At 68.2% G+C, this 22,883-nt stretch carries 22 protein-coding genes and 1 tRNA gene; 16 read left to right on the plus strand and 7 right to left on the minus strand.

Annotated elements, in window-relative coordinates; genetic code table 11:
* The first annotated feature begins 20 nt into the window (after positions 1-20).
* The 7 genes from QOZ99_RS15930 (at position 21) to QOZ99_RS15960 (ending at position 6,976) form a co-directional block, all read left to right on the plus strand.
* On the plus strand, positions 21-245 hold the full coding sequence (locus QOZ99_RS15930; protein WP_306890984.1) for a twin-arginine translocase TatA/TatE family subunit: 225 nt from the start codon (positions 21-23) through the stop codon (positions 243-245).
* 117 nt (positions 246-362) lie between these two features.
* Positions 363-1,418 (plus strand): Sec-independent protein translocase protein TatB, encoded by a 1,056-nt coding sequence (gene tatB / locus QOZ99_RS15935; RefSeq protein WP_306890985.1) that lies wholly within the window; start codon positions 363-365, stop codon positions 1,416-1,418.
* On the plus strand, positions 1,415-2,209 hold the full coding sequence (tatC, locus tag QOZ99_RS15940; protein WP_306890986.1) for a twin-arginine translocase subunit TatC: 795 nt from the start codon (positions 1,415-1,417) through the stop codon (positions 2,207-2,209). The genes tatB and tatC overlap by 4 nt, the downstream gene beginning before the upstream one ends.
* A gap of 141 nt (positions 2,210-2,350) precedes the next feature.
* Positions 2,351-3,931: a serine--tRNA ligase gene (gene serS / locus QOZ99_RS15945; RefSeq protein ID WP_306890987.1), complete on the plus strand. Its 1,581-nt coding sequence runs from the start codon at positions 2,351-2,353 to the stop codon at positions 3,929-3,931.
* A gap of 117 nt (positions 3,932-4,048) precedes the next feature.
* A complete protein-coding gene (gene surE, locus QOZ99_RS15950) occupies positions 4,049-4,813 on the plus strand; it encodes a 5'/3'-nucleotidase SurE (RefSeq protein ID WP_306890988.1) in 765 nt (254 codons plus the stop codon).
* Between the two features lie 21 nt (positions 4,814-4,834).
* Positions 4,835-5,509: a protein-L-isoaspartate(D-aspartate) O-methyltransferase gene (locus QOZ99_RS15955; protein ID WP_370876871.1), complete on the plus strand. Its 675-nt coding sequence runs from the start codon at positions 4,835-4,837 to the stop codon at positions 5,507-5,509.
* Positions 5,510-5,659: 150 nt separating this feature from the next.
* A complete protein-coding gene (locus tag QOZ99_RS15960) occupies positions 5,660-6,976 on the plus strand; it encodes a peptidoglycan DD-metalloendopeptidase family protein (RefSeq protein ID WP_306890989.1) in 1,317 nt (438 codons plus the stop codon).
* Between the two features lie 79 nt (positions 6,977-7,055).
* On the opposite strand, the gene QOZ99_RS15965 is transcribed toward QOZ99_RS15960, so the two are convergent.
* On the minus strand, positions 7,056-7,952 hold the full coding sequence (locus tag QOZ99_RS15965; protein ID WP_306890990.1) for an ATP-binding protein: 897 nt from the start codon (positions 7,950-7,952) through the stop codon (positions 7,056-7,058).
* 199 nt (positions 7,953-8,151) lie between these two features.
* Between QOZ99_RS15965 and yajC the strand changes: the two genes are divergently transcribed.
* Genes yajC through QOZ99_RS15990 form a run of 5 tightly spaced genes read left to right on the plus strand, consistent with a single transcriptional unit; the run spans position 8,152 to position 12,429 of the window.
* Positions 8,152-8,490 carry a preprotein translocase subunit YajC gene (yajC, locus tag QOZ99_RS15970; protein ID WP_306890991.1) on the plus strand — a complete coding sequence of 113 codons (339 nt, stop codon included), beginning with the start codon at positions 8,152-8,154 and terminating at the stop codon, positions 8,488-8,490.
* A gap of 45 nt (positions 8,491-8,535) precedes the next feature.
* Positions 8,536-10,134 (plus strand): protein translocase subunit SecD, encoded by a 1,599-nt coding sequence (secD, locus tag QOZ99_RS15975; protein ID WP_306890992.1) that lies wholly within the window; start codon positions 8,536-8,538, stop codon positions 10,132-10,134.
* A gap of 15 nt (positions 10,135-10,149) precedes the next feature.
* Positions 10,150-11,115 (plus strand): protein translocase subunit SecF, encoded by a 966-nt coding sequence (secF, locus tag QOZ99_RS15980; protein ID WP_306890993.1) that lies wholly within the window; start codon positions 10,150-10,152, stop codon positions 11,113-11,115.
* Between the two features lie 25 nt (positions 11,116-11,140).
* Positions 11,141-11,518, plus strand: coding sequence for an Mth938-like domain-containing protein (locus QOZ99_RS15985; RefSeq protein ID WP_306890994.1), 378 nt, complete (start codon positions 11,141-11,143; stop codon positions 11,516-11,518).
* A 20-nt stretch (positions 11,519-11,538) separates the two neighbouring features.
* Positions 11,539-12,429: a phytoene/squalene synthase family protein gene (locus QOZ99_RS15990; RefSeq protein ID WP_306890995.1), complete on the plus strand. Its 891-nt coding sequence runs from the start codon at positions 11,539-11,541 to the stop codon at positions 12,427-12,429.
* Between the two features lie 26 nt (positions 12,430-12,455).
* Here QOZ99_RS15990 and QOZ99_RS15995 read toward each other — a convergent pair whose 3' ends face one another.
* The 4 genes from QOZ99_RS15995 to QOZ99_RS16010 all read right to left on the minus strand — a co-directional run bounded on the left by QOZ99_RS15995 (position 12,456) and on the right by QOZ99_RS16010 (position 16,560).
* Positions 12,456-12,866: a VanZ family protein gene (locus QOZ99_RS15995; RefSeq protein ID WP_306890996.1), complete on the minus strand. Its 411-nt coding sequence runs from the start codon at positions 12,864-12,866 to the stop codon at positions 12,456-12,458.
* A 41-nt stretch (positions 12,867-12,907) separates the two neighbouring features.
* Complete coding sequence (gene kdsA / locus QOZ99_RS16000; protein ID WP_306890997.1) at positions 12,908-13,756, minus strand: 3-deoxy-8-phosphooctulonate synthase; 849 nt, start codon at positions 13,754-13,756, stop codon at positions 12,908-12,910.
* 39 nt (positions 13,757-13,795) lie between these two features.
* On the minus strand, positions 13,796-14,956 hold the full coding sequence (locus tag QOZ99_RS16005; RefSeq protein ID WP_306890998.1) for a KpsF/GutQ family sugar-phosphate isomerase: 1,161 nt from the start codon (positions 14,954-14,956) through the stop codon (positions 13,796-13,798).
* A gap of 179 nt (positions 14,957-15,135) precedes the next feature.
* Complete coding sequence (locus tag QOZ99_RS16010) at positions 15,136-16,560, minus strand: mannose-1-phosphate guanylyltransferase/mannose-6-phosphate isomerase (protein ID WP_306890999.1); 1,425 nt, start codon at positions 16,558-16,560, stop codon at positions 15,136-15,138.
* A 224-nt stretch (positions 16,561-16,784) separates the two neighbouring features.
* Between QOZ99_RS16010 and QOZ99_RS16015 the strand changes: the two genes are divergently transcribed.
* Positions 16,785-17,927, plus strand: coding sequence for an AI-2E family transporter (locus tag QOZ99_RS16015; RefSeq protein WP_306891000.1), 1,143 nt, complete (start codon positions 16,785-16,787; stop codon positions 17,925-17,927).
* A gap of 98 nt (positions 17,928-18,025) precedes the next feature.
* A tRNA-Asp gene (locus QOZ99_RS16020) sits at positions 18,026-18,102 on the plus strand.
* A gap of 282 nt (positions 18,103-18,384) precedes the next feature.
* On the opposite strand, the gene QOZ99_RS16025 is transcribed toward QOZ99_RS16020, so the two are convergent.
* Both QOZ99_RS16025 and QOZ99_RS16030 read right to left on the minus strand, forming a co-directional pair.
* Entirely contained in the window at positions 18,385-19,647 is a 1,263-nt protein-coding gene (locus QOZ99_RS16025; RefSeq protein WP_306891001.1) for an ATP-binding protein, read from the minus strand.
* Positions 19,644-20,390, minus strand: a complete 747-nt coding sequence (locus QOZ99_RS16030) for a response regulator (RefSeq protein ID WP_306891002.1) — start codon at positions 20,388-20,390, stop codon at positions 19,644-19,646. The genes QOZ99_RS16025 and QOZ99_RS16030 overlap by 4 nt, the downstream gene beginning before the upstream one ends.
* 228 nt (positions 20,391-20,618) lie before the next feature.
* Between QOZ99_RS16030 and QOZ99_RS16035 the strand changes: the two genes are divergently transcribed.
* Positions 20,619-21,407 carry a hypothetical protein gene (locus QOZ99_RS16035; protein WP_306891004.1) on the plus strand — a complete coding sequence of 263 codons (789 nt, stop codon included), beginning with the start codon at positions 20,619-20,621 and terminating at the stop codon, positions 21,405-21,407.
* A gap of 221 nt (positions 21,408-21,628) precedes the next feature.
* A complete protein-coding gene (locus QOZ99_RS16040) occupies positions 21,629-22,882 on the plus strand; it encodes an efflux RND transporter periplasmic adaptor subunit (protein WP_306891005.1) in 1,254 nt (417 codons plus the stop codon).
* Position 22,883 lies beyond the last annotated feature (1 nt).

The following is a 22,883-nucleotide window of genomic DNA, read 5'->3' on the forward strand; positions in this document are numbered from 1 at the left end:
TTTGGACAGGGAGTTGTAAAATGGGTTCGTTGAGCATCTGGCATTGGATCATTGTGCTGGTTGTCGTGCTCCTCCTCTTCGGTCGCGGCAAGCTGTCGGAGTTGATGGGGGACGCCGCCAAGGGCATCAAGGCGTTCAAGAAGGGCATGGCGGATGACGAGACGCCGCCCGCCAAGCCGGCCGAGCCGGTGCGCACGCTTGACCATCAGGCGACCGGCGAGACCGAGCGTACCAAGGTCGGTTGATTTCGCGCGTGGCTTGGCGACAGGTGGCTTGGTGACAGGTGGCTTGGCGGCAAGCGGCTTGGCGGCAAGCGGATCGGCGATCGGGGAGGGCCGCGGTGCGTGGCCCGTGCGTAATTCATGCTTGATATCGGCTGGTCCGAGCTTCTGGTGATCGGCGTCGTCGCGCTTGTCGTGATCGGACCCAAGGAATTGCCGACCGTCCTGCGCAAGGTTGGGCAGGGCGTCAGCAAGCTGCGCCGCATGGCGGGCGATTTCCAGGGTCAGTTCAACGAGGCGCTACGCGAGGCGGAGCTGTCCGAGTTCAAGGACAACATCACCGGTCTCAAGAACGATCTCGGCAATCTCGCGGCCGATGCGCACAAGAGCATCGCCAACGCCATTCCAACCAATCCTCTCCACGATATCGAGGATTCGCTGAAAGCGCCGACATCGCCGGTCGAGCGCAAGGATCTGGCTCCCGACGCGGCGGAGGGGCTGCCCCCCGAGCCGAGCGAGCTGGAACCGAACGCCTTCGAATCGATCGAGGACGAGGTGCGCGCCGCTGCCGCTCACCTGCCCGAGGCGACCACGCCGGCGCCCGTCATCGCGCCGCCCGTGCCCGCGCTCGCGGTCAGCCCGCCGGCGGTTGCCGAGGCGAAGCCGGCTGACGGCAAGCCGGTTGACGTCAAGCCTGCCGAAATCAAGCCTGCCAGCGTGACGCCGCCATCCGCTATCGCCGATGCACCGGCGGACGAGAAGTCCAGGCGCGCGCCGCGTCGCAAGGTCGTGGCGCCAGTCGAGGTGGAAGGGGTGCAGACCGCTTTCGCGCTCGGCGATGCGTCATTGGTTGATGCGTCATCGGGTGCGCCCACCGAGGCGGCAAAGCCTGTCGCCCGATCGAACCGGGTGGCGAGCAAGACGTCGACGACGACCGCCGATCCGGTTGCCGATCCGGCCGTGGATCCCGCGGCCAAACCGGCGCTGACCCGCGCGCGTGCCAAGCCGGTATTGCCGGCTGCGGAGAGTGCTCCGGCATCGTCGGCCACGCAGGGTGATGCCGTCAAACCAGCCAAGGCCCGCGTCGGCCAGCCGCGTGTGGCCCCGTCGCGTGTGGCCGAGTCGCGTGTGACCGAACCGGGCGAGGCAACGCCCGTCGGCCGTGATACGACCGGAAATGAAGAGCCGCAGGTATGAGCCAGGATGAGATCGACGCCAGCAAGGCGCCGCTGATCGAGCACCTGATCGAACTGCGCACGCGGCTGATCAAGTCGCTGATCGCGTTTTTCGTCGCGTTCATCGCCTGCTTCATGCTGGGCAAGTTCATCTACAACATCCTGCTCTGGCCGTATGAGTTCGCGGCCGGCGGCACCGAGCATGTGAAGCTCATCTACACCGCGCCGCAGGAATTCCTGTTCACACAGATCAAGCTGGGCATGTTCGGGGCGGCGTTCATCTCCTTCCCCGTGGTGGCGACGCAGATCTACATGTTCGTCGCGCCGGGGCTTTACAGCCACGAGAAGAACGCCTTCCGCCCCTATCTGATCGCGACGCCGGTCTGTTTCGGCATCGGCGCGGCCTTCGTCTATTTCGTCGCCATGCCGCTGGCGATGACCTATTTCCTCTCCATGCAGCAGGCGGCGGGGCCGGATTCGCCGGAAATCTCCATGCTGCCGCAGGTCAGCGAATATCTCTCGCTGATCATGACGCTGATTTTCGCCTTCGGCATCTGCTTCCAGCTGCCGGTCATCCTGACGCTGCTGGCGCAGATCGGCATCGTCACTTCCGACCAGCTGAAGAAGTTCCGCCGCTATGCCATTGTCGGCGTGTTCGTGGCAGCCGCCGTGCTGACGCCCCCCGATGTGGTGAGCCAGCTCGGCCTCGCGATCCCGACGCTGCTGCTCTACGAGATTTCGGTCGTGCTGGTGCGCATGATCGAGAAGAAGCGCGCGGCGGCCGAGGCGGCGGCGGAAAACGCCGCCACCTGACGCGCACGCCCATCAGCGCAGCGGCGCGGGCGCCCGGCGGCGCGCGCCGCACTTGTCGCGGGCGCCGTCATTGGGTAGTCCCCATCCCGGGATAGTTCCCGTCACGGCCGCAGACCGATCAGACGCGAAAGCGAGACGTCCATGCATGACATCAAATGGATCCGCGAGGAGCCCGAGGGCCTCATCCGCGCGCTTACCCGGCGCGGCACCGACGCCGCCGAAGCGCGGGCGCTGGTGGACAGCCTGTTGTCGCTGGACGAACGCCGCCGATCCGGCATCGCCAAGCTGGAGGAACTGCAGGCGCGCCGCAATGCCGCCTCCAAGGAGATCGGCGCCGCGAAGAAGGCGGGCGACAATGATCGCGCCGAGGCGCTGATGGCCGAAGTGGCCGCGCTCAAGACCGACATTCCCGCGCTGGAAGCGGACGTGAAGGCGGCGGAGACCGAGCTGAACGACACGCTCGCCGCCATCCCGAATGTGCCGCTCGACATCGTGCCCGAGGGCCGGGACGAGCACGACAACGTGCCGTTCGACGCCCCCGCGCATGCGGAAGCGCCCGGCAGCGCGCTGCCCATGCCGGCGCTGCGCAACTTCGCCTTCACGCCGAAGCAGCATTTCGAAATCGGCGAGGCGCTCGGCCAGATGGATTTCGAGGCCGCCGCCAAACTCTCCGGCGCGCGCTTCGTGGTGCTGAAGAACAAGCTTGCCCGGCTGGAACGCGCCATCGGCCAGTTCTTTATCAACACGCACACCGAAGAGCACGGGTACACCGAGGTCGCGCCGCCGATCTTGGTGAACGATGCGGCGATGTTCGGCACGGCGCAGTTGCCGAAATTCCGGGAGGATCAGTTCTCAGTCGAAACGGTAGACAAAAGCATCTCCGACTTTTCTGAGGCACTGCTATGGTTTGAAGATTTAGACAATCCAAATGCAGATCGAGAGCATGCTGAAAAGAGTAAGGATGGAAGGCTTCTGGCCGCTTTCAATGCATGGGATCGTGCACGTAAATACAAGTCGACGAGCGCGGATGATCCGCCGCCTCCTTCCAGCGAAGTACGTAGATTGAGGGAGGCATATGCGAGGGAGTATATCGCATTTGAAAAGGGAGTGCCGGCGAACCTCTGGCTCATCCCCACCGCCGAAGTCCCCCTGACCAATCTCGTTGCCCAGTCCATCCTCTCCGAGGAAGAACTCCCGCTGCGCTTCACCGCGCTCACGCCCTGCTTCCGTGCTGAGGCCGGGTCGGCGGGGCGCGATACGCGCGGGATGATCCGCCAGCACCAGTTCAACAAGGTGGAGATGGTCTCCATCACCACGCCGGAGAAATCGCTGGAGGAGCAGGAGCGCATGCTGGCCTGTGCGCAGGCCGTGCTGAAGAAGCTCGATCTGCACCACCGCGTGGTGACTTTGTGCACCGGCGACATGGGCTTCGCCTCGGCCCGTACCTTCGATATCGAGGTGTGGCTGCCGGGGCAGAATGCCTATCGCGAGATTTCCTCGGTCTCCACCTGCACCGATTTCCAGGCGCGGCGGATGAATGCGCGCTACCGGCCGGCCGGCGCCAAGTCCACGCGCTTCCTGCACACGCTGAACGGCTCGGGCGTCGCGGTCGGCCGCGCCATGGTGGCGATCCTCGAAAATTACCAGAACGAGGACGGTTCCGTCACGGTGCCGGATGTGCTGCTGCCCTATATGGGCGGCGTCACCCGGATCGGCGGGTGAGGCGTCATCCCGGACGGCCGAAGGCCGATCCGGGATCGCCTGCCGGTGGAGGGCGATCCCGGCTCTCCGCTGCGCTTCGACCGGGATGACGGCGTTTCAGGGTAGGATCAAGTGGACATGCGCATTCTGGTCACAAACGATGACGGCATCCACGCCCCCGGCCTTGAGGCCTGCGTGCGCATCGCGCGGGCGCTGTCGGAGGATGTGTGGGTGGTGGCGCCGGAGACCGACCAGTCCGGCGTCTCGCACTCGCTCTCGCTGTCCGATCCGCTGCGGCTGCGGCAGGTGGAGGAGAAGCGCTTCGCCGTGCAGGGCACGCCGACCGATTGCGTGATCATGGCGGTGCGCCACATCCTGAGGGATCACAAGCCCGATCTCGTGCTGTCCGGCGTCAATCGCGGGCAGAACGTGGCGGAGGATGTCGGCTATTCCGGCACCGTCGCCGGCGCCATGGAAGGCACGGTGCTCGGCATCCCCTCGGTCGCGCTGTCGCAGGCCTATGGCTTCGAGACCAAGCAGGCCCCGCCCTACACGGTCGCCGAGCACTGGGGCGCGCAGGTGGTGCGCACGCTGCTGGACGAGGGCATCCCGGCCGGCATCGTGGTCAACGTGAATTTCCCCAACCGCCCGGTGGACGAGGTGAAGGGCATCGCCGTGACCGCGCAGGGAAGGCGCGACCAGAATCTCTTGCGCATCGACCAGCGCGCCGACGGGCGCGGCAATCCCTATTACTGGATCGCCTTCGAGAAGCGCATCTTCGAGACGGTGAACGGCTCGGACCTGCACGCGCTCGATCAGGGCTTCATCTCGGTGACGCCGCTGCGCCTCGACATGACCGACGAGCCGATGATGACCCGGCTTGCACAGGTCTTCGCGCGCTGATCCGATAGGCGGGGAGGGGCGTTGGCTGGGGACCCGCTGGTGGAAGCTGCCGAGACCGACGATGCGGTGGAGCGGGCGCGGCTGCTGCTCTCGCTGCGCCAGCGCGGCATTCGCGACCGGCTGGTGATGAACGCTTTCGAGCAGGTGCCGCGCGACCGATTCATCGAGCCGGTGATGCACCGCATCGCCTGGATCGACCAGGCGCTGCCGATCGATTGCGGCCAGACCATCAGCCAGCCCACCGTCGTGGCGCTGATGACCGACGCGCTGGACCTGCTGCCGGCTCATAGCGTGCTGGAGGTCGGTACCGGCTCGGGCTACCACGCCGCCATTCTCGCCCATATCGCCCGCCGCGTGGTGAGCGTGGAGCGCTTCCGCTCGCTGGCCGGCGCGGCGGCGGCGCGATTGCGCGATCTCGGGCTGGCGAATGTCGAGGTGGCGGTGGCGGACGGGCTCAAGGGCTATCCGCTGCGCGCGCCCTTCGACCGTATCGTGCTGAGCGCGGCGGTAAGCGAGGTGCCGGCCGCGCTGTTCGACCAGCTGGAGCCCGACGGCGTGCTCGTCGCCCCGATCGGCCCGCCCGGCGAAACCCAGACGCTGGTGCGCTTCACCCGCGGCCGGGAGGGGCTGGAGCGGCGCGACCTGGCCCGTGTGCGCTTCGTGCCGATGCTGCCGGGAATCGCGGCGGTTCTTTGAACACACTGCCGTCAATCCGCCGCGGAGTTGGCGGGAATCGGTGCGGCTTAAGCCGACGTTTACCTATACGACCCTTTAATCCGGGCGGTTTCAGAGTTCGGGTGTGGTGCGATGCGTAACATTCTGTCGGCGTCCGGTTGCAAGCCACTCATGCGGCTTTCCGTTGTCGCGCTTATCGGCGGAACGGCGGCTGCCTGCAGTTCCGATAGCGCGCGGTTCAGCAGCGCCGGTGGCCAAGCGGGGCAGGGCGGCCCGGCCTATACCGGCTCGGTGGCCGCCGCGCCGACAGGTGCCGTGCAGAGCGCGCCGATGAACGCCCCCGGCGGGCCGGCGGTCGCGTCCGGCTATCCCGCCCCGGCCTATGGCGCGCCGGCTCCCTATGGCGCCGCGCCCGCTCCCTACAGCCAGCAGCAGCTTGCCAGCGCGACCCCGGCCAATGCGGCGCCGCAATACCCCGGGCAGGCCTATCCGAATCCCGCCTATCCCAATCCCGCCTATCCCGCCCCGGGCTATCCCAACGCCGCCGCGCCCGCGCCGCAATACCCGAACGCGCAGTATCAGGCCCCGCAATACCCGGCACCGGCCGTGGCGCAGCCGCAGCCGCTCTATGGCACGCAGCCCCAGCAGCTGGCGGCGCCGGCTGCCGCCCCCGTTCGCGCGCCGCAGGTGGCTGCCGCCACTACCGGTGCCCATGTGGTGCAGCCGGGCGAGACGCTCAGCTCGATCTCCCGCAATTACGGCATCTCGCGCTCGGCGCTCGCTGCCGCCAACGGCGTCGATTTCAACGCGCAGGTGCAGATCGGCCGCAAGCTGGTGATTCCCGGCGCCGGAGCGGCCGGCAATCCGGTCGCCGCCGCGCCCAAGCCTTTGACCCACGAGGTCGCCAGCGCCGCGCCGGCCACGGGTGCCAAGCCCGCGCCGCTGGCCGCGCCCACTCCCCATGTCGCCGCCGCGCCGGCTCCCCAGAAGCCGGCCGTGGTCGCGGCCGCTCCCGCGCCGGCCCCGGTGCAGCCGGCGGTGGAAAAGCCGCAGACCATTGCCGCCGTCAAGCCGGCCGAGACGCCGGACGATGCGCGCGCGGCGGGCGGCACCCAGTTCCGCTGGCCGGTGCGTGGCCGCGTGATCTCCGGTTTCGGTCCCAAGCCCGGCGGCCAGAAGAACGAGGGCATCAACGTCTCGGTGCCGGAAGGCACGTCGGTCAAAGCTGCCGAGGATGGCGTCGTCGCCTATGCCGGCAGCGAGCTGAAGGGCTATGGCAATCTCGTGCTGATCAAGCATGCCGACGGCTATGTCACCGCCTATGCCCACAATAGCGAGCTGGACGTGAAGAAGGGCGATCCGGTGAAGCGTGGCCAGGTGATCGCCAAGGCCGGGCAGACCGGCAATGTCAACTCGCCGCAGGTTCACTTCGAGATCCGCAAGGGATCCGAGCCTGTGGATCCCTCGCAATATCTCGCCGGCCTCTGACCCACCCAAGCCGGGCCGTGAGCGGGGGCGTGCCCCCGTTTCCTTGAATACCGGCGCGACGTCAGGACCTTGGCGCCGGTCAGCGCGGGGCGGCAGGAGGCTCGGAGAGCGAGACGCCCAGCCGCCCCGCGACATCCTGCACATATTGCCACGCCGTGCGGCCCGAGCGCGCGCCCCGTGTGGTCGCCCATTCCAGCGCCTCGCGCCGGAGCGTCGCCGCATCCAGCGGAACGTTGAAATGGGCGACATAGCCCTCGACCATCGCGAGATAGTCGTCCTGGCTGCATTTGTGGAAGCCGAGCCACAGGCCGAACCGGTCGGACAGCGAGACTTTCTCCTCCACCGCCTCGCCGGGATTGATCGCGGTGGAGCGTTCATTCTCCATCATGTCGCGCGGCAGCAGGTGCCGGCGGTTGGAGGTGGCGTAGAAGATCACGTTTTCCGGGCGCCCCTCGATGCCGCCTTCCAGCACCGCCTTGAGCGATTTGTAGGACGTATCGTCGCCGTCGAAGGACAGGTCGTCGCAGAACACGATGAAGCGGAACGGCGCCGGGCGCATCAGCCCCATCAGCACGGGCAGCGTTTCGATATCCTCGCGGTGGATCTCCACCAGCTTGAGCGGCGGCGTTCCCTGCGCGACCACCTCGCCATTCACCTCGGCGTGGCTGGCCTTCACCAGCGAACTCTTGCCCATGCCGCGCGCGCCCCACAGCAGGGCGTTGTTGGCCGGCAGGCCGCGCGCGAAGCGCAGCGTGTTGTCCACCAGCGAATCGCGCGTGCGGTCGATTCCCCTCAGCAGCGCCATGTCGACACGGTTGACGCGCGGCACCGGCTCCAGGCGCTTCTCGGCGGCCATCCACACGAAAGCGTCGGCGGCCGCGAAATCGGCACGGGCCGTGCGGGCGGGGGCGATGCGCTCCAGCGCGTCGGCAATGCGCGAAAGGGTATGCGCGAGATCGTCCGGGGTGGGGGTCATGAGCGTGCTCCTTGGCGCTGCCGGAATAGCCATCCGCGGCGCGCGGCACAAGCACAACCGTAACGTCCGTTACGCCTGTCGCAGACATGACGCTGCGGCCTTGCCGACGCCGTTTGCATTCGGCCGGCGCGTCAGTATAGTCCGCGCCGCTTCGCCGGGCCTTTCGCCCGCCTGATTTCGACGGACCTAGGGAACCGACATGTTCATCACGCCCGCTTATGCGCAGACCGGCGGTCCCGCCGGTACCGACATGCTGATGTCGCTCCTGCCCTTCGTTCTGATCTTCGTGATCATGTATTTCTTGATCCTGCGTCCGCAGCAGCGGAAGGTGAAGGCGCATCAGGAAATGGTGAAGAACGTTCGCCGCGGCGACACCATCGTCACCTCCGGCGGCCTCGTGGGCAAGGTGGCCCGCGTCGTCGACGAAACCGAGATCGAGCTTCAGGTCGGCGACGGCGTGAAGGTGCGCCAGCTGCGCAGCATGATTTCGGAAGTGCGTGCCAAGGGCGAGCCGGCCAAGGAAGACGGCGCCGCCTGACGCTGACCTCTTGCGGCGGCGCGGGGCGCGGCCGGAAGGAACGACATGCTTTATTTCTCGAAATGGAAGGCTCTCGCCATCCTCGCGGTTTCGGCGATCATCTGCCTGATGATCGTTCCGAGCCTGTTGTCGACGAGCGCCTATGACAGCCTGCCGCACGTCCTCCAGCGCAAGATCGTGCTGGGCCTCGATCTGCAGGGTGGTTCCTACATCGTGCTGCAGGTGGAAGCCGCGGACCTGCGCAAGGCTCGCCTTGAGCAACTGCGCGATGATGCGCGGCGCGTCCTGCGCGATGCCAAGATCGGCTATAGCGGGCTGAACATCCAGGGCGATGCCGTGCAGGTTCGCCTGCGCGATCCCCAGGATGGCGATGCGGCGCTGACCCAGCTGCGCACGCTGGTGGCACCGATCGGCGGCCCGATGTCGACCAGCGGGCAGATGGACAGCACCGTGTCGCTCAGCGGCGACGCGATCACCCTCGCGCCCACCGATGCCGGCATTCAGGCGCGCACCATCCAGGCGGTGGCGCAGTCCATCGAGATCATACGCAAGCGCATCGATCAGCTCGGCACCACCGAGCCCTCGATCCAGCGCCAGGGTTCCGACCGCATCCAGGTGCAGGTGCCGGGCCTGCAGGATCCCTCGCGCCTGAAGGCCCTTCTGGGCCAGACCGCCAAGCTCACGTTCCGGCTCGTCGACACGTCGATGAGCGCGCAGCAGGCGCTGCAGGGCCGGCCGCCGGTCGGCACCGAGGTGCTCAATTCGCAGGACAACCCGCCGGTCCCCTATCTCGTCGAGCAGCGCGTGCTGGTCGCGGGCGAGGACCTGACCGACGCGCAGCCGAGCTTCGACCAGCAGACCCGCGAGCCGGTGGTGACGTTCCGCTTCAACACCAACGGCGCCCGCCGCTTCGCCGAGGCGACGCAGGCCAATGTCGGCAAGCCCTTCGCCATCGTGCTCGACAACAAGGTGATCTCCGCCCCGGTCATTCGCGAGCCCATTCTCGGCGGCTCGGGCCAGATCAGCGGCAGCTTCACCGTCCAGCAGGCGAATGATCTTGCCATCCTGCTGCGCGCGGGCGCTTTGCCCGTTCCGCTGCAGGTGGTGGAGGAGCGCACGGTTGGCCCCGGCCTCGGTGCCGATTCGATCCGCGCCGGCCTCATCGCCTCGCTGGTGGGCGCGGCCGCGGTCGCGCTGTTCATGATCGCGACCTACGGACTGTTCGGCGTCGTCGCCGTCGTGGCCGTGGCGATCAATGTGGGCATGATCTTCGGCGTGCTGGCCATGCTCGGCGCAACGCTCACGCTGCCCGGCATTGCCGGCGTGGTGCTCACCGTCGGCATCGCGGTGGATTCCAACGTGCTGATCTATGAGCGCATCCGCGAGGAGGCGAGGGCGGGCCGTTCGGCGATCTCCGCGATCGATGCGGGCTTCTCGCGCGCGCTGGCGACCATCCTTGATTCGAACATCACCACCTTCATCGCGGCGGCGGTGCTGTTCTATATCGGGTCGGGCCCGGTGCGCGGCTTTGCCATCACCTTCGGCATCGGCATCATCACCACCGTGTTCACCGCCTTCACGTTGACCCGCCTGATGGTGGCGGTTTGGGTGCGCTGGCGGCGTCCCCAGCACGTGCCGATCTGAGAAAGTCGAAAACCCATGCGTCTGCTCCGCATCGTCCCGGACGACACCACTTTCGACTTCATGCGCTTCCGGCGCATCAGCTTCCCGATCTCGGCGCTCCTGTCGATCGTGGCGCTGGTGGCCTTCCTCACGCTGGGGCTCAATTTCGGCATCGACTTCAAGGGCGGCACGCTGCTCGAGGTGCGCTACCCCGCCAGTTCGCTGAACATGGGCGACGTGCGCTCCAAGCTGGAGGCGCTCGACCTCGGCGAGGTGCAGATCCAGGCGATCGGCAATGACGGCGAGGTGCTGATCCGCATCGCCCAGCAGCCCGGCGGCGAGCAGGCCCAGCAGGCCGTGGTCGGCCGGGTGCGTGCCGCGCTCGGCGAGGGCGTCGAGTATCGCCGCATCGAGGTTGTCGGCCCGCGCGTGTCGCAGGAACTGCTCAGCTACGGCATTGTCGGCCTGATGCTGGCGGTGCTCTGCATCCTGATCTACCTGTGGTTCCGCTTCGAATGGCAGTTCGCGCTCGGTGCCTCGATCGCGAATTTCCACGATATCGTGCTCACCATCGGCTTCATGGCGATCTTCCGGATCGATTTCGATCTGACCAGCGTCGCCGCGCTGCTGACGATTCTGGGCTATTCGCTCAACGACACCATCGTCATCTATGATCGCATCCGCGAGATGCTGCGGCGCTACAAGAAGATGCCGACGGACGAATTGCTGAACCAGTCGATCAACTCGACCCTGTCGCGTTCAGTCATCACCCACGTTACCGTCACGCTGGCGCTGCTCGCGCTGGTGCTGTTCGGCGGCCGGGCGATTCATTCCTTCTCGGTGACGATGATGTTCGGCGTGGTGCTGGTGGGTACCTACACCTCCATCTTCATCGCCTCGCCCCTGCTCATCTATCTCGGCGTTTCGACCCGTGCGATCGCCGAGAAGCAGGAGAAGGAAGCCAAGGCCGCGAAGTCGAAGGCTGAACGCGTCACGCCCTGAGCGGGTCGCCCAGCGGGAGCCCGACATGGCGACATCCGCCGCCCATCTACCCTACCAGGTGCCGATCGACGGCTATGGGCGCGGGCTGTTCCATTTCGCCGGCATGGCGTCGGAAGGTTCGGTGCTGGCGCTGCCCTCCGGCGTGCATGCGTGGGCACCGGTCGTCGCCGAAGACATCGATGCCGCCGCGCTGCAACGGGTGATCGACCAGGCCGATCGCATCGAATTGCTGATCATCGGTACCGGCGCGGATCCCTGGGCCATTCCCGACGCGCTGCGCTGGCGGCTGCGCGATGTCGGCATTTCCGTCGATGCGATGCCGACCCGTGCCGCCGCCTCCACCTATAATGTGCTGCTCGGGGAGGGCCGGGCGGTCGCGTGCGCGCTGCTGGCGCTGCCGTGACGCCGGACGGAGGCGGGTCGATGAGCGGGGCGGAGACGGGCGGGGCTGACGCCGCCTATTGCGCGCAACTGGTGCGCGCGCTCGACCGGGATCGCTACATCGCCGATCTGTTCGCGCCGGCCGACAGGCGCGGGGCGCTGTTCGCCCTGCACGCCTTCAATGTCGAGGTGGCGCGGGTGCGCGAGGCCATCACCAACCCGATGGCGGGCGAGGTGCGGCTGCAATGGTGGAGCGAGGCGCTGATCGGCGGCGCGCGCGGCGATGTGCGGGCCAATCCGGTGGCGGCGGCGCTGCTCGACGCCATCGAGGCCCACCGCCTGCCGCGCGAGACGTTCTTCTCGCTGCTCGATGCCCGCATCTTCGATCTCTATGACGACCCGATGCCGACGATGAACGACCTCGAGGGCTATGCCGGGGAAACCTCCTCCGCGCTTATCCGGCTCGCCGGCCTCGTGCTGACCGGGGGGGCCGACCGGAATTCGGCCGATGCCGCCGGCCATGCCGGCGTGGCCTATGCGGTGGCCGGGCTGCTGCGCGCCTTTCCCATCCATGCGCGGCGCGGCCAGTGCTACGTGCCGCTCGACATCCTCGCCAGCCACGGGCTCAAGCGCGAGGATGCGGTGTCCGGCAAGGCCAGCCCGGCGCTGCGGGCGGTGCTCGGCGACATGCGGGTGCTGGCGCGCAAGCACTACGAGTTGGCGCTGGCTCACCTCGCCGGGCGCGATCCCGCGCTGCTGCCGGCCTTCCTGCCGCTCGTGCTGGTGCCCGGCGATCTCGCGCGCATGGAACGGGCGCACGATCCTTTCGTGAGCGTGCCGGCGGCCGGGCCGCTCACCCGGCTGTGGCACCTGTGGCGCGGGGCACGGCAGCTGCGTGCGGCCTTTGACGCGGCGCCCGCGCGCGCGGGCTGAGGCGCGAAGGCGCGAAGGCGCGAAAATCAGCTGGCGCGCAGCAGCGCGCGGGCCACGCTTGCCACGGCGAAGCCGGTGGCCGCGCCGATCGAACTGGCGATGAACTGCGCGAGTTCGGATGAGCGGGTGGCGGTGAAGCCCTGCGCGTATTCCAGCGTCCCGGCAAGCGCGATGAGCCCCAGCACCCCGATCAGCCGCCGGCGCGGCGTGGCCAGGCCGAAGCAGAGCAGGGCGCCGGTGCCGCAATAAGCGATGAAATGCTCGATATTCTTGCCCGCGCCGGTGCGCTCGATCGTCCCGGCCGGCAGTAGCGCGAGCAGCGGAAGGGCGATGAGGCAGGCGAGGGCGCCCAGCCACGACATCCATTCGAGCGCGCGGGTAAATGCCGCCCTGTCGTGGAAAATCGCCACGCCCGTTCCCTCACTCTTCCCAGCCATGATCGGCGCCCGGTTGTTCTCGCCCTCAGTTCCCGTCGCCCTCAGTTCCCGTCGCCTTTGGCGACGCGGTCAAAGGCCTGGAGATGGGCGACGAGCGCCTCGAACTGGTTGAGCGGCACCATGTTCGGCCCGTCAGAGGGGGCCTTGTCGGGATCGGGATGGGTTTCGATGAAGACGCCGGCCACGCCCACCGCCACGGCGGCGCGGGCCAGTACCGGCACGAATTCACGCTGCCCGCCCGAGGAGGTGCCCTGGCCGCCCGGCTGCTGCACGGAATGGGTGGCGTCGAAGATCACCGGCGCGCCGGTCGTCGCCGCCAGGATCGGCAGCGCGCGCATGTCCGTCACCAGCGTGTTGTAGCCGAAGGAAACGCCCCGCTCGGTGACGAGCACGTTGGCATTGCCGGCCTCAAGCAGCTTGGCGACGACATTCTTCATGTCCCAGGGCGCGAGGAACTGGCCCTTCTTCACATTGACGACCCGCCCGGTGGCCGCCGCGGCGAGCAGCAGGTCGGTCTGCCGGCAGAGGAAGGCGGGGATCTGCAGCACATCCACCACTTCCGCCACCGGAGCGCACTGGTCGTTCTCGTGCACGTCGGTCAGAACGGGCATGCCGAAGCGCTCGCGGATCTCGGCGAAGACCGGCAGCGCCGCCTTCAGCCCCATGCCGCGCACGCCGTTGATCGAGGTGCGGTTGGCCTTGTCGAACGAGGTCTTGAACACCACGCCGACATGACGCCGCCGGGCGATTTCATGGATCGCGGCGGCGCATTCCAGCGCGTGTTCCCGGCTTTCCATCTGGCAGGGGCCGGCAATGAGGGCCAGCGGCAGGTTGTTGCCGAAACGGACATCGCCGATGGCGACGGTGGAATTGGCGGGGGTGCCGCTCATGGGAAGGCCCTCGAGGCGCTAAGAAAAGGGCGCTGGCGGTCAGATGACGCCGGCGCGCAGGATATCGTGGATATGGAGGATGCCGACCGGCGTCCGTTCGGCGACCGCGAACACCACCGTGACCGGCCGCCGGTTCATCAGGCCCAGAGCGGCGCTGGCGAGTTCGGCCGGCTCGACCACGAGAGGCGAGCGGGTCATCACCTCTTCCACCGGCTGGGCCAGCAGCGCGGCGCTCATGTGGCGGCGCAGGTCGCCATCGGTGACGATGCCGACAAGATGCCCGGTCGCATCCACCACCCCGCAGCAGCCGAAGCGCTTGCCGGTAATCTCGATCAACGCCTCCGCCATCGGCGTGCCGAGCCGGACCAGCGGCAGCGCCTCGTCGCGATGCATCAGGTCGGCGACCTTGAGCAGCCGCGCGCCCAGCTTGCCGCCGGGGTGGAAGACGCGGAAATCGGAGGCGGAAAAGCCGCGCCGTTCCAGCAGCGCGACGGCGAGCGCGTCGCCCAGCGCGAGCTGGATGAGCGTGGAACTGGTGGGGGCGAGCCCGTTCGGGCAGGCCTCCTCGACCCGCGGCAGCGCCAGCACCACGGTCGCCGCGCGCCCGAGCGAGCTTTCCGCCCGCGAGGTCATGGCGAGGAGGGGCACCGCGAAGCGGCCGGCATAATGCACGATGTCCGAGAGTTCGGCGGTTTCGCCGGACCAGGACATGGCGAGCAGCACGTCATCGGGCGTCACCATGCCGAGATCGCCATGGCTCGCCTCGGCGGCGTGCAGGAACAGCGCCGGCGTGCCGGTGGAGGCGAAGGTGGCCGCCAGCTTGCGGCCGATATGCCCGCTCTTGCCCATGCCGGTAACGATGATGCGGCCGCGCGCGGCTTCCACGATCTGCGCGGCGCGGGCAATGGCGTCGCCGAGCGCGCCCTCGACGCTGGCGGTCAGCGCGGCGAGCGCCCTCGCTTCCACCGAGAGCGTGCGCAGCGCGCTGGTGCGGACAGAGGCGAGAGTAGCCGAATCGAGCGGCACCCCGTCAAAGCCATGCGTCCCATCGACCCCAAGCGCCCGGCCGGTGTCTGGCGCCATCTCCGCCGCGATTTCTGGCGCGAGCGGATCGCGGGGGGACACGGCGCGCGTCGCGCTGCCCTCCGCGCGGAGATTCAGGGCGGTGACGTCCTGCGTGATGCTGCCTTGAGCGGTCATGCCCTGAGCGTTACTCCATCGGCGTCGGGCGCATGCGTGAAGCCGTGCCGCGCCCGCCTTGATCTCCACCCACCGGAGGGGGTCATAAGCGGCCTTGGCGCCGGATGCAACGCAGCCGTCGTGAGCGGGCATCCGAGCCGTTCCCGGCGTGGGCCCGTCAACCCTCGCAATAGCCCGCCTCAGCCGCGGTTATAGACGTCCTCCAGCCGGACGATATCGTCCTCGCCGAGATAGGAGCCGGTCTGCACCTCGATGAGCACCAGCGGGATCTTGCCGGGATTGGCGAGCCGGTGCACGCCGCCCAGCGGCAGATAGGTGGATTCGTTCTCGCGCACCTCGAATACCCGCTCGTCCAGCGTCACCTCGGCGGTGCCCTTGACGACGATCCAGTGCTCGGCACGGTGATAGTGCTTCTGCAGCGAAAGCCGCCCGCCCGGCTCGACGACGATCATCTTCACGTGGAAGCGATCGCCCCGGCAGATGGTCTGATAGGTGCCCCACGGCCGGTGCGCCTTCAGATGCTCGTTGGCGGAATTGTGGTTCTCGGCCTTGAGCCGGGCGACCAGCGCCTTCACATCCTGCGAGCGGTCGGAGGGCATGACCAGCACGGCATCATCGGTCGCGATGACCGACACATTGTCGAGGCCGACGGTCGCCACCAGCGGGCCGTCCGTGTGGACGAAGCTGTTGCGGGTGTCGAGCAGTGTCGCCGGGCCGTGCACCACGTTGCCGGCGGCATCGCCCGGCTCCAGGGCGCGGAGCGCATCCCAACTGCCGATGTCGGACCAGCGAAAGCGCCCCTCGATGACGGCGGCCCGGCTGGTGCGCTCCATCACGGCATAGTCGATCGATTTCGGCGTCGCCGCGCCGAAGGCCTTGGCGTCCAGCCGGATGAAGCCGAGATCCTCGCCGGAGAGTTCCACCGCCTCGCGCACGGCGGCCACCATGGCCGGCTCGAAGCGCTCGGCTTCCTCGATCAGCAGGGCGGCCGGGAACAGGAAGTTGCCCGAGTTCCACAGATAGCCCTCGCCGAGATAGCGCGCGGCCGTGGTGGCGTCGGGCTTCTCGACGAAGGCCTCGACCTTGCGCGCGCCGCTCTCGCCGGACGGCTCGCCGGGACGGATATAGCCATAGGCGGTCGAGGGTTCGACCGGCGTGATGCCGAAGGTGACGATCTGCCCTTCGCGGGCGGCGCGGGCGGCGGCGCGGCAGGCATCGATGAACAGTTCGGGGTCCAGCACCGCGTGGTCGGCGGCCAGCGCCAGCACCAGCGCGCCCTCGCCGGCGAGACGCTGGGCGATGAGCGCGGCGGCGATCAGCGCCGGGCCCGAATCGCGCCGCACAGGCTCCAGCGCTACCGTCGCCTCGATGCCGATCTCCTGCGCCTGCCGGCGGGCGAAAAAGCGGAAATCCTCATGGGTGAGCACCAGCGGCGCCGCGAAGAGCGCGCGGTCCGACACGCGCTTGAGGGTCTGCTGAAAGAGCGTGTGGCTACCCGTGAGCATCTGGAACTGCTTGGGCAGGCTGTCGCGCGAGACCGGCCACAGCCGCGTCCCGGAGCCCCCGGCAAGTATGACGGGAAGGATGGGGGCTGTGCTCAACATGGGGTTCCTCGCAAGTTGCCGAACCCTTCCGGAACGGCATGGCGGCTGACATAACGCACGGCGCCGCACGCATCTGGCGATGCATGACATGACGCTGCGGTTGACGCGCCGCAGCATGCCGCAAAAGGCCGATTTGTCCACGTTATTGTCAGCCGGGCGGCGGGAACCCGAACGGTCGGCGCCGCGTTTCATGCGATGGGCACAGGCGGGGATGGGCAATGGACATGAAGCGGCACATCGTGGCGGCGGCGGAGGCGCGTCAGGGCGTCGTCCGGCAGGCCGGCACGCGACGTGGCCCGGGCGATCCGCCTCCCGAGGAAAAGCGTGGCGAGCGGCTTTGGCGCCGGACCACGCAGGTCGCGATCATCGTCACCGCCGTCATCGTGCTCGCGGCCGCCATGGTGGTGGCGCGCGCCGTGCTCGTTCCCATCGTCGCCGCGGTCATCATCGGTAGCGTGATCGGGCCCGCCATCGAGGCAATGGCGCGCCGGGGGGTGCCGACCCCGCTCGGCTCCGCGCTGATCGTCGCCGTGCTCGCGGGCCTGCTTTATGGAGCCGCGGTCATTCTCGCGGCGCCGCTGGCGGACTGGACCGCCCGCGCTCCGGAGATCGGCGCCATCGTGCAGGATCGTTTCGCCGCGCTGAAGCCCGCGTTGCACACGGTGAGTTCCTTCGTCGAGACGATCGAATCGCTCGGCCGCGCCGCCGAGCCGCCCATGACGGTGCGTCTGGCCGATTCGCGCATGCTGGAGAGCGCGCTGGGGCTGGTGACGCCGGCCATCGGCGAGCTGATACTCTTCACCGGTTCGCTGGTGTTCTTTCTCGCCGGACGAATCCAGATCAAGCGCCGGCTGGTACAGGCCATCGGCCCGCGCTCGACCCGGCTGGCGGCGCTGCGGGTGTTTCGCGAGATCGAGGATCGCCTCGGCGCCTATCTCGTCACCGCCACCTTCATCAATATCGGGCTCGGCGTGGCGACCGCGCTTATCACCTGGGCGCTCGGCCTGCCCAGCCCGTTGCTGTGGGGCGCGCTGGCCTGCCTGCTGAACTACGTGCCCTATCTCGGGCCGGCGGTGATGGTGGTGATTCTGGCGGTTGCGGGCATTGTCAGCTTTCCCGGCATCGTCCAGGCGCTGCTGCCCGCCGCGGCCTTCGTCGCCCTCACCAGCGTCGAGGGGCATGTGCTGACGCCGCTGATCATCAGCCGGCGGGTATCGCTCAATCCCTTCGCGGTGTTTCTGTCCATGGCGCTGTGGACCTGGCTATGGGGGCCGGCGGGCACTTTCCTTGCGGTGCCGCTGCTGATTGCCGCCATGGCGCTGGCCGACGGCGTCATCGCCCGCCGCCGTCCCGATCTGCCGGGATGAGGGGAGGGCTGTGGATGACTTCGGAGGCGCTTGACACCCGGCGGCGGCTGCCTTAACACCCGCCCCACTCCACGCGGTTCCTTTGCCGGGGGCGCTTTGGGGGTGTAGCTCAGTTGGTTAGAGCGCCGGCCTGTCACGCCGGAGGTCGCGGGTTCGAGCCCCGTCACTCCCGCCATTTGCTTCAATGGCTTGGCTCCTGTTCCCCGAAATTCGTGACATTGTGCCGGATCGGCATGTGACGTTTTCGGCGGTCGTTTCCTCCGCATCCGCGCGCTTCCCAACATCGCCGCCGGCGTCCCGCAGATGGCATTTCCGCGCGGGCGCCGCATGGCGCGCGCCAGCGCGCGTGGCCACATCGGCGTGGTTTGATGAATCAATGTCGCGGCAAATGCCGCCAGGGCCTTGATCGTGCGGCTTTATCCCGCGTCACGGCGCGTGGCCGGCGCGGCGCGGGACCTCAGCTGGTGATCACGGTGGGCAGGCCGATCCGCTGCACGAGGCCGCCGCGCGGGCCGTTGCGCAGTTCCAGCGTGCCGTCATTGCCGGTGATGATCTCGCGGGCAATGGCCAATCCGAGCCCCGCGCCGGGGAGAGGCGCATTCTTGACCGCATCGATCCGAAAAAACGGTTCGAATACCCGGGCCAGCAGTTCCTCCGGAATGCCGGGCCCCTCATCCTCGATCACCACGCCGGCCCGTCCATAGCCCGCCTCGACGCGGATGCGTGCCTTGTGGCCATGCGTGGCGGCATTGATGGCGAGGTTGCGGATCGCCCGCCGAAGTGCCAGCGGGCGCCCCACCACGCTGGCGGGAGTGCTGGCGGTGAGGTGGATATCCAGCCCGATCGCGTCAAGCTCGGCGACGACCTCGCTCACCAGTTCGTCGAGCCGCAGGCGGGTGCGCGAGGAGCGCTCGACTTCCTCCCGCACCACGCGAATCGCGCTGTCGGCGATGCGGTCGAGTTCATCGAGATCGGCGATCCAGTTGGCGCGTTCTTCCTCGTCGAGAAATTCCGCGCGAAGCCGCATGCGGGTCATCGGGGTGCGCAGGTCGTGCCCCGCGGCAGCCACCATGCGGATGCGGCTTTCCATCGCCCGTTTCAGGCGGGTGGACAGCAGGTTGATCGCCCGTGCCGCGGCCCGGACCTCGGTCGGGCCCGCCTCGGGCAATGGCTCCAGCTCGCCGTCCGGCCCCAGCGTCGCGACGGTGCGCTCCAGCAGCGCCAGCGGCTCTGTCAGGCGGCGCACCGCGACGACGATGACCAGCGTGGTGCCGATCGCGATCAAAAGCGCCCAGCCCGCCAGTGCCCAGCCGCCATTCTTCGGGCCCGGCGGCATGGCGAGCGGCAGGAGCAGCCAGCGGCCATCGGCGAGCTGGCCCGCCACCACGGGCCAGGGCGAGCCGGCCCCATCTTTCACGATGATGCGCTCGGCGCGGCCATTGCGCGCCAGGGCCTCGTTTATCCCGTTGGTGGGGTTCTCGACGATCACTCCGGCGGGTTCGTCGTCGTGAAGGCCGATGAACTCGCCCTGCATCGAAGCCGGCAGCGGCCCGCGCGCGGCCAGTTCGGCGACCAGGCCCCACTGGGCGGCGATGGATTCGTCGATTTCGCTCAGCCGTGGCGGCTTCAGCAGGAGGAAGGACAGGCCGGTCGCCGCCAGGATCACCAGCAGCACCGAGGCGACCAGCAGGGCGGTGATCTTGGCGCGCAGCGTGTTCATGGCTCTTGTCCGGGCGGGGACGGCGCGTCGACGGTTTCAACCGAGACGGCGAGCTGATAGCCGCCATTGCGCAGCGTCTTGAGAATGCGGAAGCTTCCCACGTCGCCCAGCTTGCGTCGCAGCCGGCTGACCAGCACGTCGATGGAGCGGTCGAAGGTCGAACCACTGCGCCCCTGCGTGATGTCGAGCAGCTGGTCACGCGAGAGCATGCGTCCCGGCCGCAGCAGGAAGGCCTGGAGCAGCTCGAACTCGCCGGCCGTCAGCGGCACGTCCTCGCCGGAGGCGTCGATCACCCGGCGGGTGGAGGGATAGGCGACAAAGCCGGCGAAACGATAGGTCTGCTGCTGGGCCACGGGCACGGCGGCCTCGCGCGCCGCCGTCCGGCGCAGCACGGCGCGGATGCGTGCCAGCAATTCGCGCGGATTGAACGGCTTGCCGAGATAGTCGTCGGCACCGACCTCGAGCCCGATGATACGGTCGACGTCTTCCTTCAGCGCGGTGAGCAGAATGATCGGCACCTGCGAGCGCGCCCTGAGCGACCGGCAGAAGTCGAGCCCGGACGTGTCGGGCAACATAAGGTCGAGAACCACCAGATCGATGCGGTTCGAGGTGAGGCTCTTCTCGGCCTGCCGCCCGTCCTGGGCGAGTGTCACGCGAAACCCCTGGCCCTGAAGATAGCGGCCGAGCAGCTTGCGGATTTCCTGATCGTCGTCGACGACCAGGATATGCGGACTGGCTTCCACGTATTGGCTCCCGAAAGATCGGCTCCCTGATGGCCCGGTGCCCCGCCATCAATGGCCGGCAGTGCTCCCCATTCCAACGCGTGAATGGCAAGCCAACTTTGCTCAAAAGGCTGGAGACACCTAGGGAAACAAAAAGGACCAAACCGTCAACGTTCGGCAATCATACGACCACTGGCGGCAAACGAAGGCTGGGAATGTCGGGCGTTCCCGATGGATGCGAGGAAATCCATGTCCATGCGCCTGCCGCCCGTCCTCCTCACTCTCGTCATGGCTGTGCTGGCCGTCGTCGGCGTGGCGGTCGAGGCGCGCGTGTCGACCCTCGCGGCCAATCCCGGCACGCCGCCGGATTTCGCGACCCGCGATGCCGCCCCGGATTTCGCTCCCACCGATCTCGCTCCCCTCAATTTCGCTCCGGGCCCGCCATTCGGACCGCGGTTTGGCCCGCCATTCGGTCCGCCCCCGGGTTTCGCCCCGCCGCCGGGCGGACCGCTGGTGCTTGCCGGCCATCTCGCCGCGATGGAAACCTATCTCGGCATCACCCGTGACCAGCTGGATGGCTGGCGGGGCTATACCGAAGCTCTCCAGGCGATGATGGCGCCCCCGCTCCCGGGCCCGTCCGCCGGCATGGCCGAGGCTGGAGCGACGGGCGATACTCGGCGGGATACTCGGCGGGATACTCGGCGGGATACTCGGCCGGATGCCGGCCCGCCGGGCGCCATGCCGCCCGACATCCTGTCCTCCACGGCCGGCGGCCGCGATCTTCCGGGCGAGCGACTGGCGCGGGAGTTTGCGCGCAAGGGCGAGCAGGCCACGCGGCTGGCCGCCGCCATCGGCGCATTGCGCGCGGAACTTTCTCCCGAGCAGATCGGTCGGCTGCAGGCCACGGCCTGGATGCCCGTCCCGCCGCCCAGTGCCGTTCCCGGCGCCGTTGGCGGTGCCATGCCCGGCGCGAACCCTCTTCTTCCGGCCTCGCTCCGGCCGGAGGAGCCGGAGCCCGATCACATCCCCCCCCGTTGATCGGCCTCCGGAGGCGGGCGCGTCGATCCGGCGCGCCCGCCATCCCCTTATCTTCATTCGCGGCGTGGGGTGCGTAGCCGCGCCAGGCTTCCTATCTCCGCGCAGCCGATCGCTTGATCGGGAACATCTCGTGGACCGAACGCTTTCCCTATTCTGGAGCGGCCATTGCCCGGCCGGATCGGCCTGGTCCGGCCGGACAATGGCCCAACCGACTGAAGGCCATGACCATCGCTTCTCCCCCGTCGCCCCGCCAGTCCCGCACCCGTTGGCTGGTTCCGCTGCTGCTCCTGCCGTTCCTCGCCGCCGGCGGCTGGTGGGCCTTGCGCTCGCAGCTGTTCGCGGCTGCCGCGCCGGCCTATATCAGCTCGCCCGCCACGCGCGGCGATGTCGAGGTGACGGTGCTGGCCACCGGTACCCTGAAGCCCTCCAAGCTGGTGGCGGTGGGTGCCCAGGTGTCGGGCCGCATCACCTCCGTGAAGGTGAAGCTTGGCGAACGCGTCAAGCGTGGCGACCTCATCGCCGAGATCGATTCCATCACCCAGCAGAACGAACTGCGCACCGCGCAGGCGGTGCTGGCCAAGGTGCGCGCCCAGCTGGCGGAGAAGCAGGCGACACTGACCCTGAACGAGAAGACGCTGGAACGGCAGAGCAAGCTGGTCGAGAGCAGCGCGGTCTCGCGCACCACGTTCGACACCGCGACGGCGGATGTCGCGGTGACGCGCGCGCAGATCGCCGCGTTGCGGGCGCAGATCAGCGAGGCCGAGGTGGCGGTGGCCATCGCCGAGGCCGATCTCGCCTATACGCGCATCACCGCCCCGATAGACGGCACGGTGCTCGCCATCGTCAGCCAGGAAGGGCAGACGGTGAACGCCATCCAGTCCGCACCGACGATTGTCGTGCTCGGCCAGCTGGACACGATGACCATCCGCGCGGAAATCTCCGAGGCCGACGTGGTGCGCGTGCATTCCGGCCAGCCGGTCTATTTCACCATTCTCGGCGAGCCGGGCCGGCGCTACGAGGCGCAGCTGGAGTTCATCGAGCCGGCGCCGGAATCGGTGCGCAGCGATTCGAGCTTCAGTTCGTCCTCAAGCTCCTCCTTGTCGTCGAGCAGCACCAGTTCGAGCAGCTCCGAGGCGGTCTATTACAACGGCATATTCGATGTTCCCAATGCGGACGGGCGCCTGCGCACCTACATGACCGCCGAGGTCCATATCGTGCTCGGCGAGGCGCGGGGCGTGCTCACCATTCCCTCGGCGGCGCTGGTGGGACCCGCTGTCGATGGCAAGGCGCAGGTGCGGGTGATCGGCCCGGATGGCCGCGCGACGCCGCGCGAGATCGAGACCGGGCTCGATGACCGCATCACCGTCGAGGTGCGGTCGGGACTGACGGAAGGCGAGCGCGTCGTGCTGCAGGAAGGGAGCGCGGTCACATCCGGCTTCGGGGCCGGCGGGCCTCCGCCGCCCATGGGTTTCTGAC

The organism is Ancylobacter amanitiformis, from assembly GCF_030814815.1.
GTDB lineage: Bacteria > Pseudomonadota > Alphaproteobacteria > Rhizobiales > Xanthobacteraceae > Ancylobacter > Ancylobacter amanitiformis.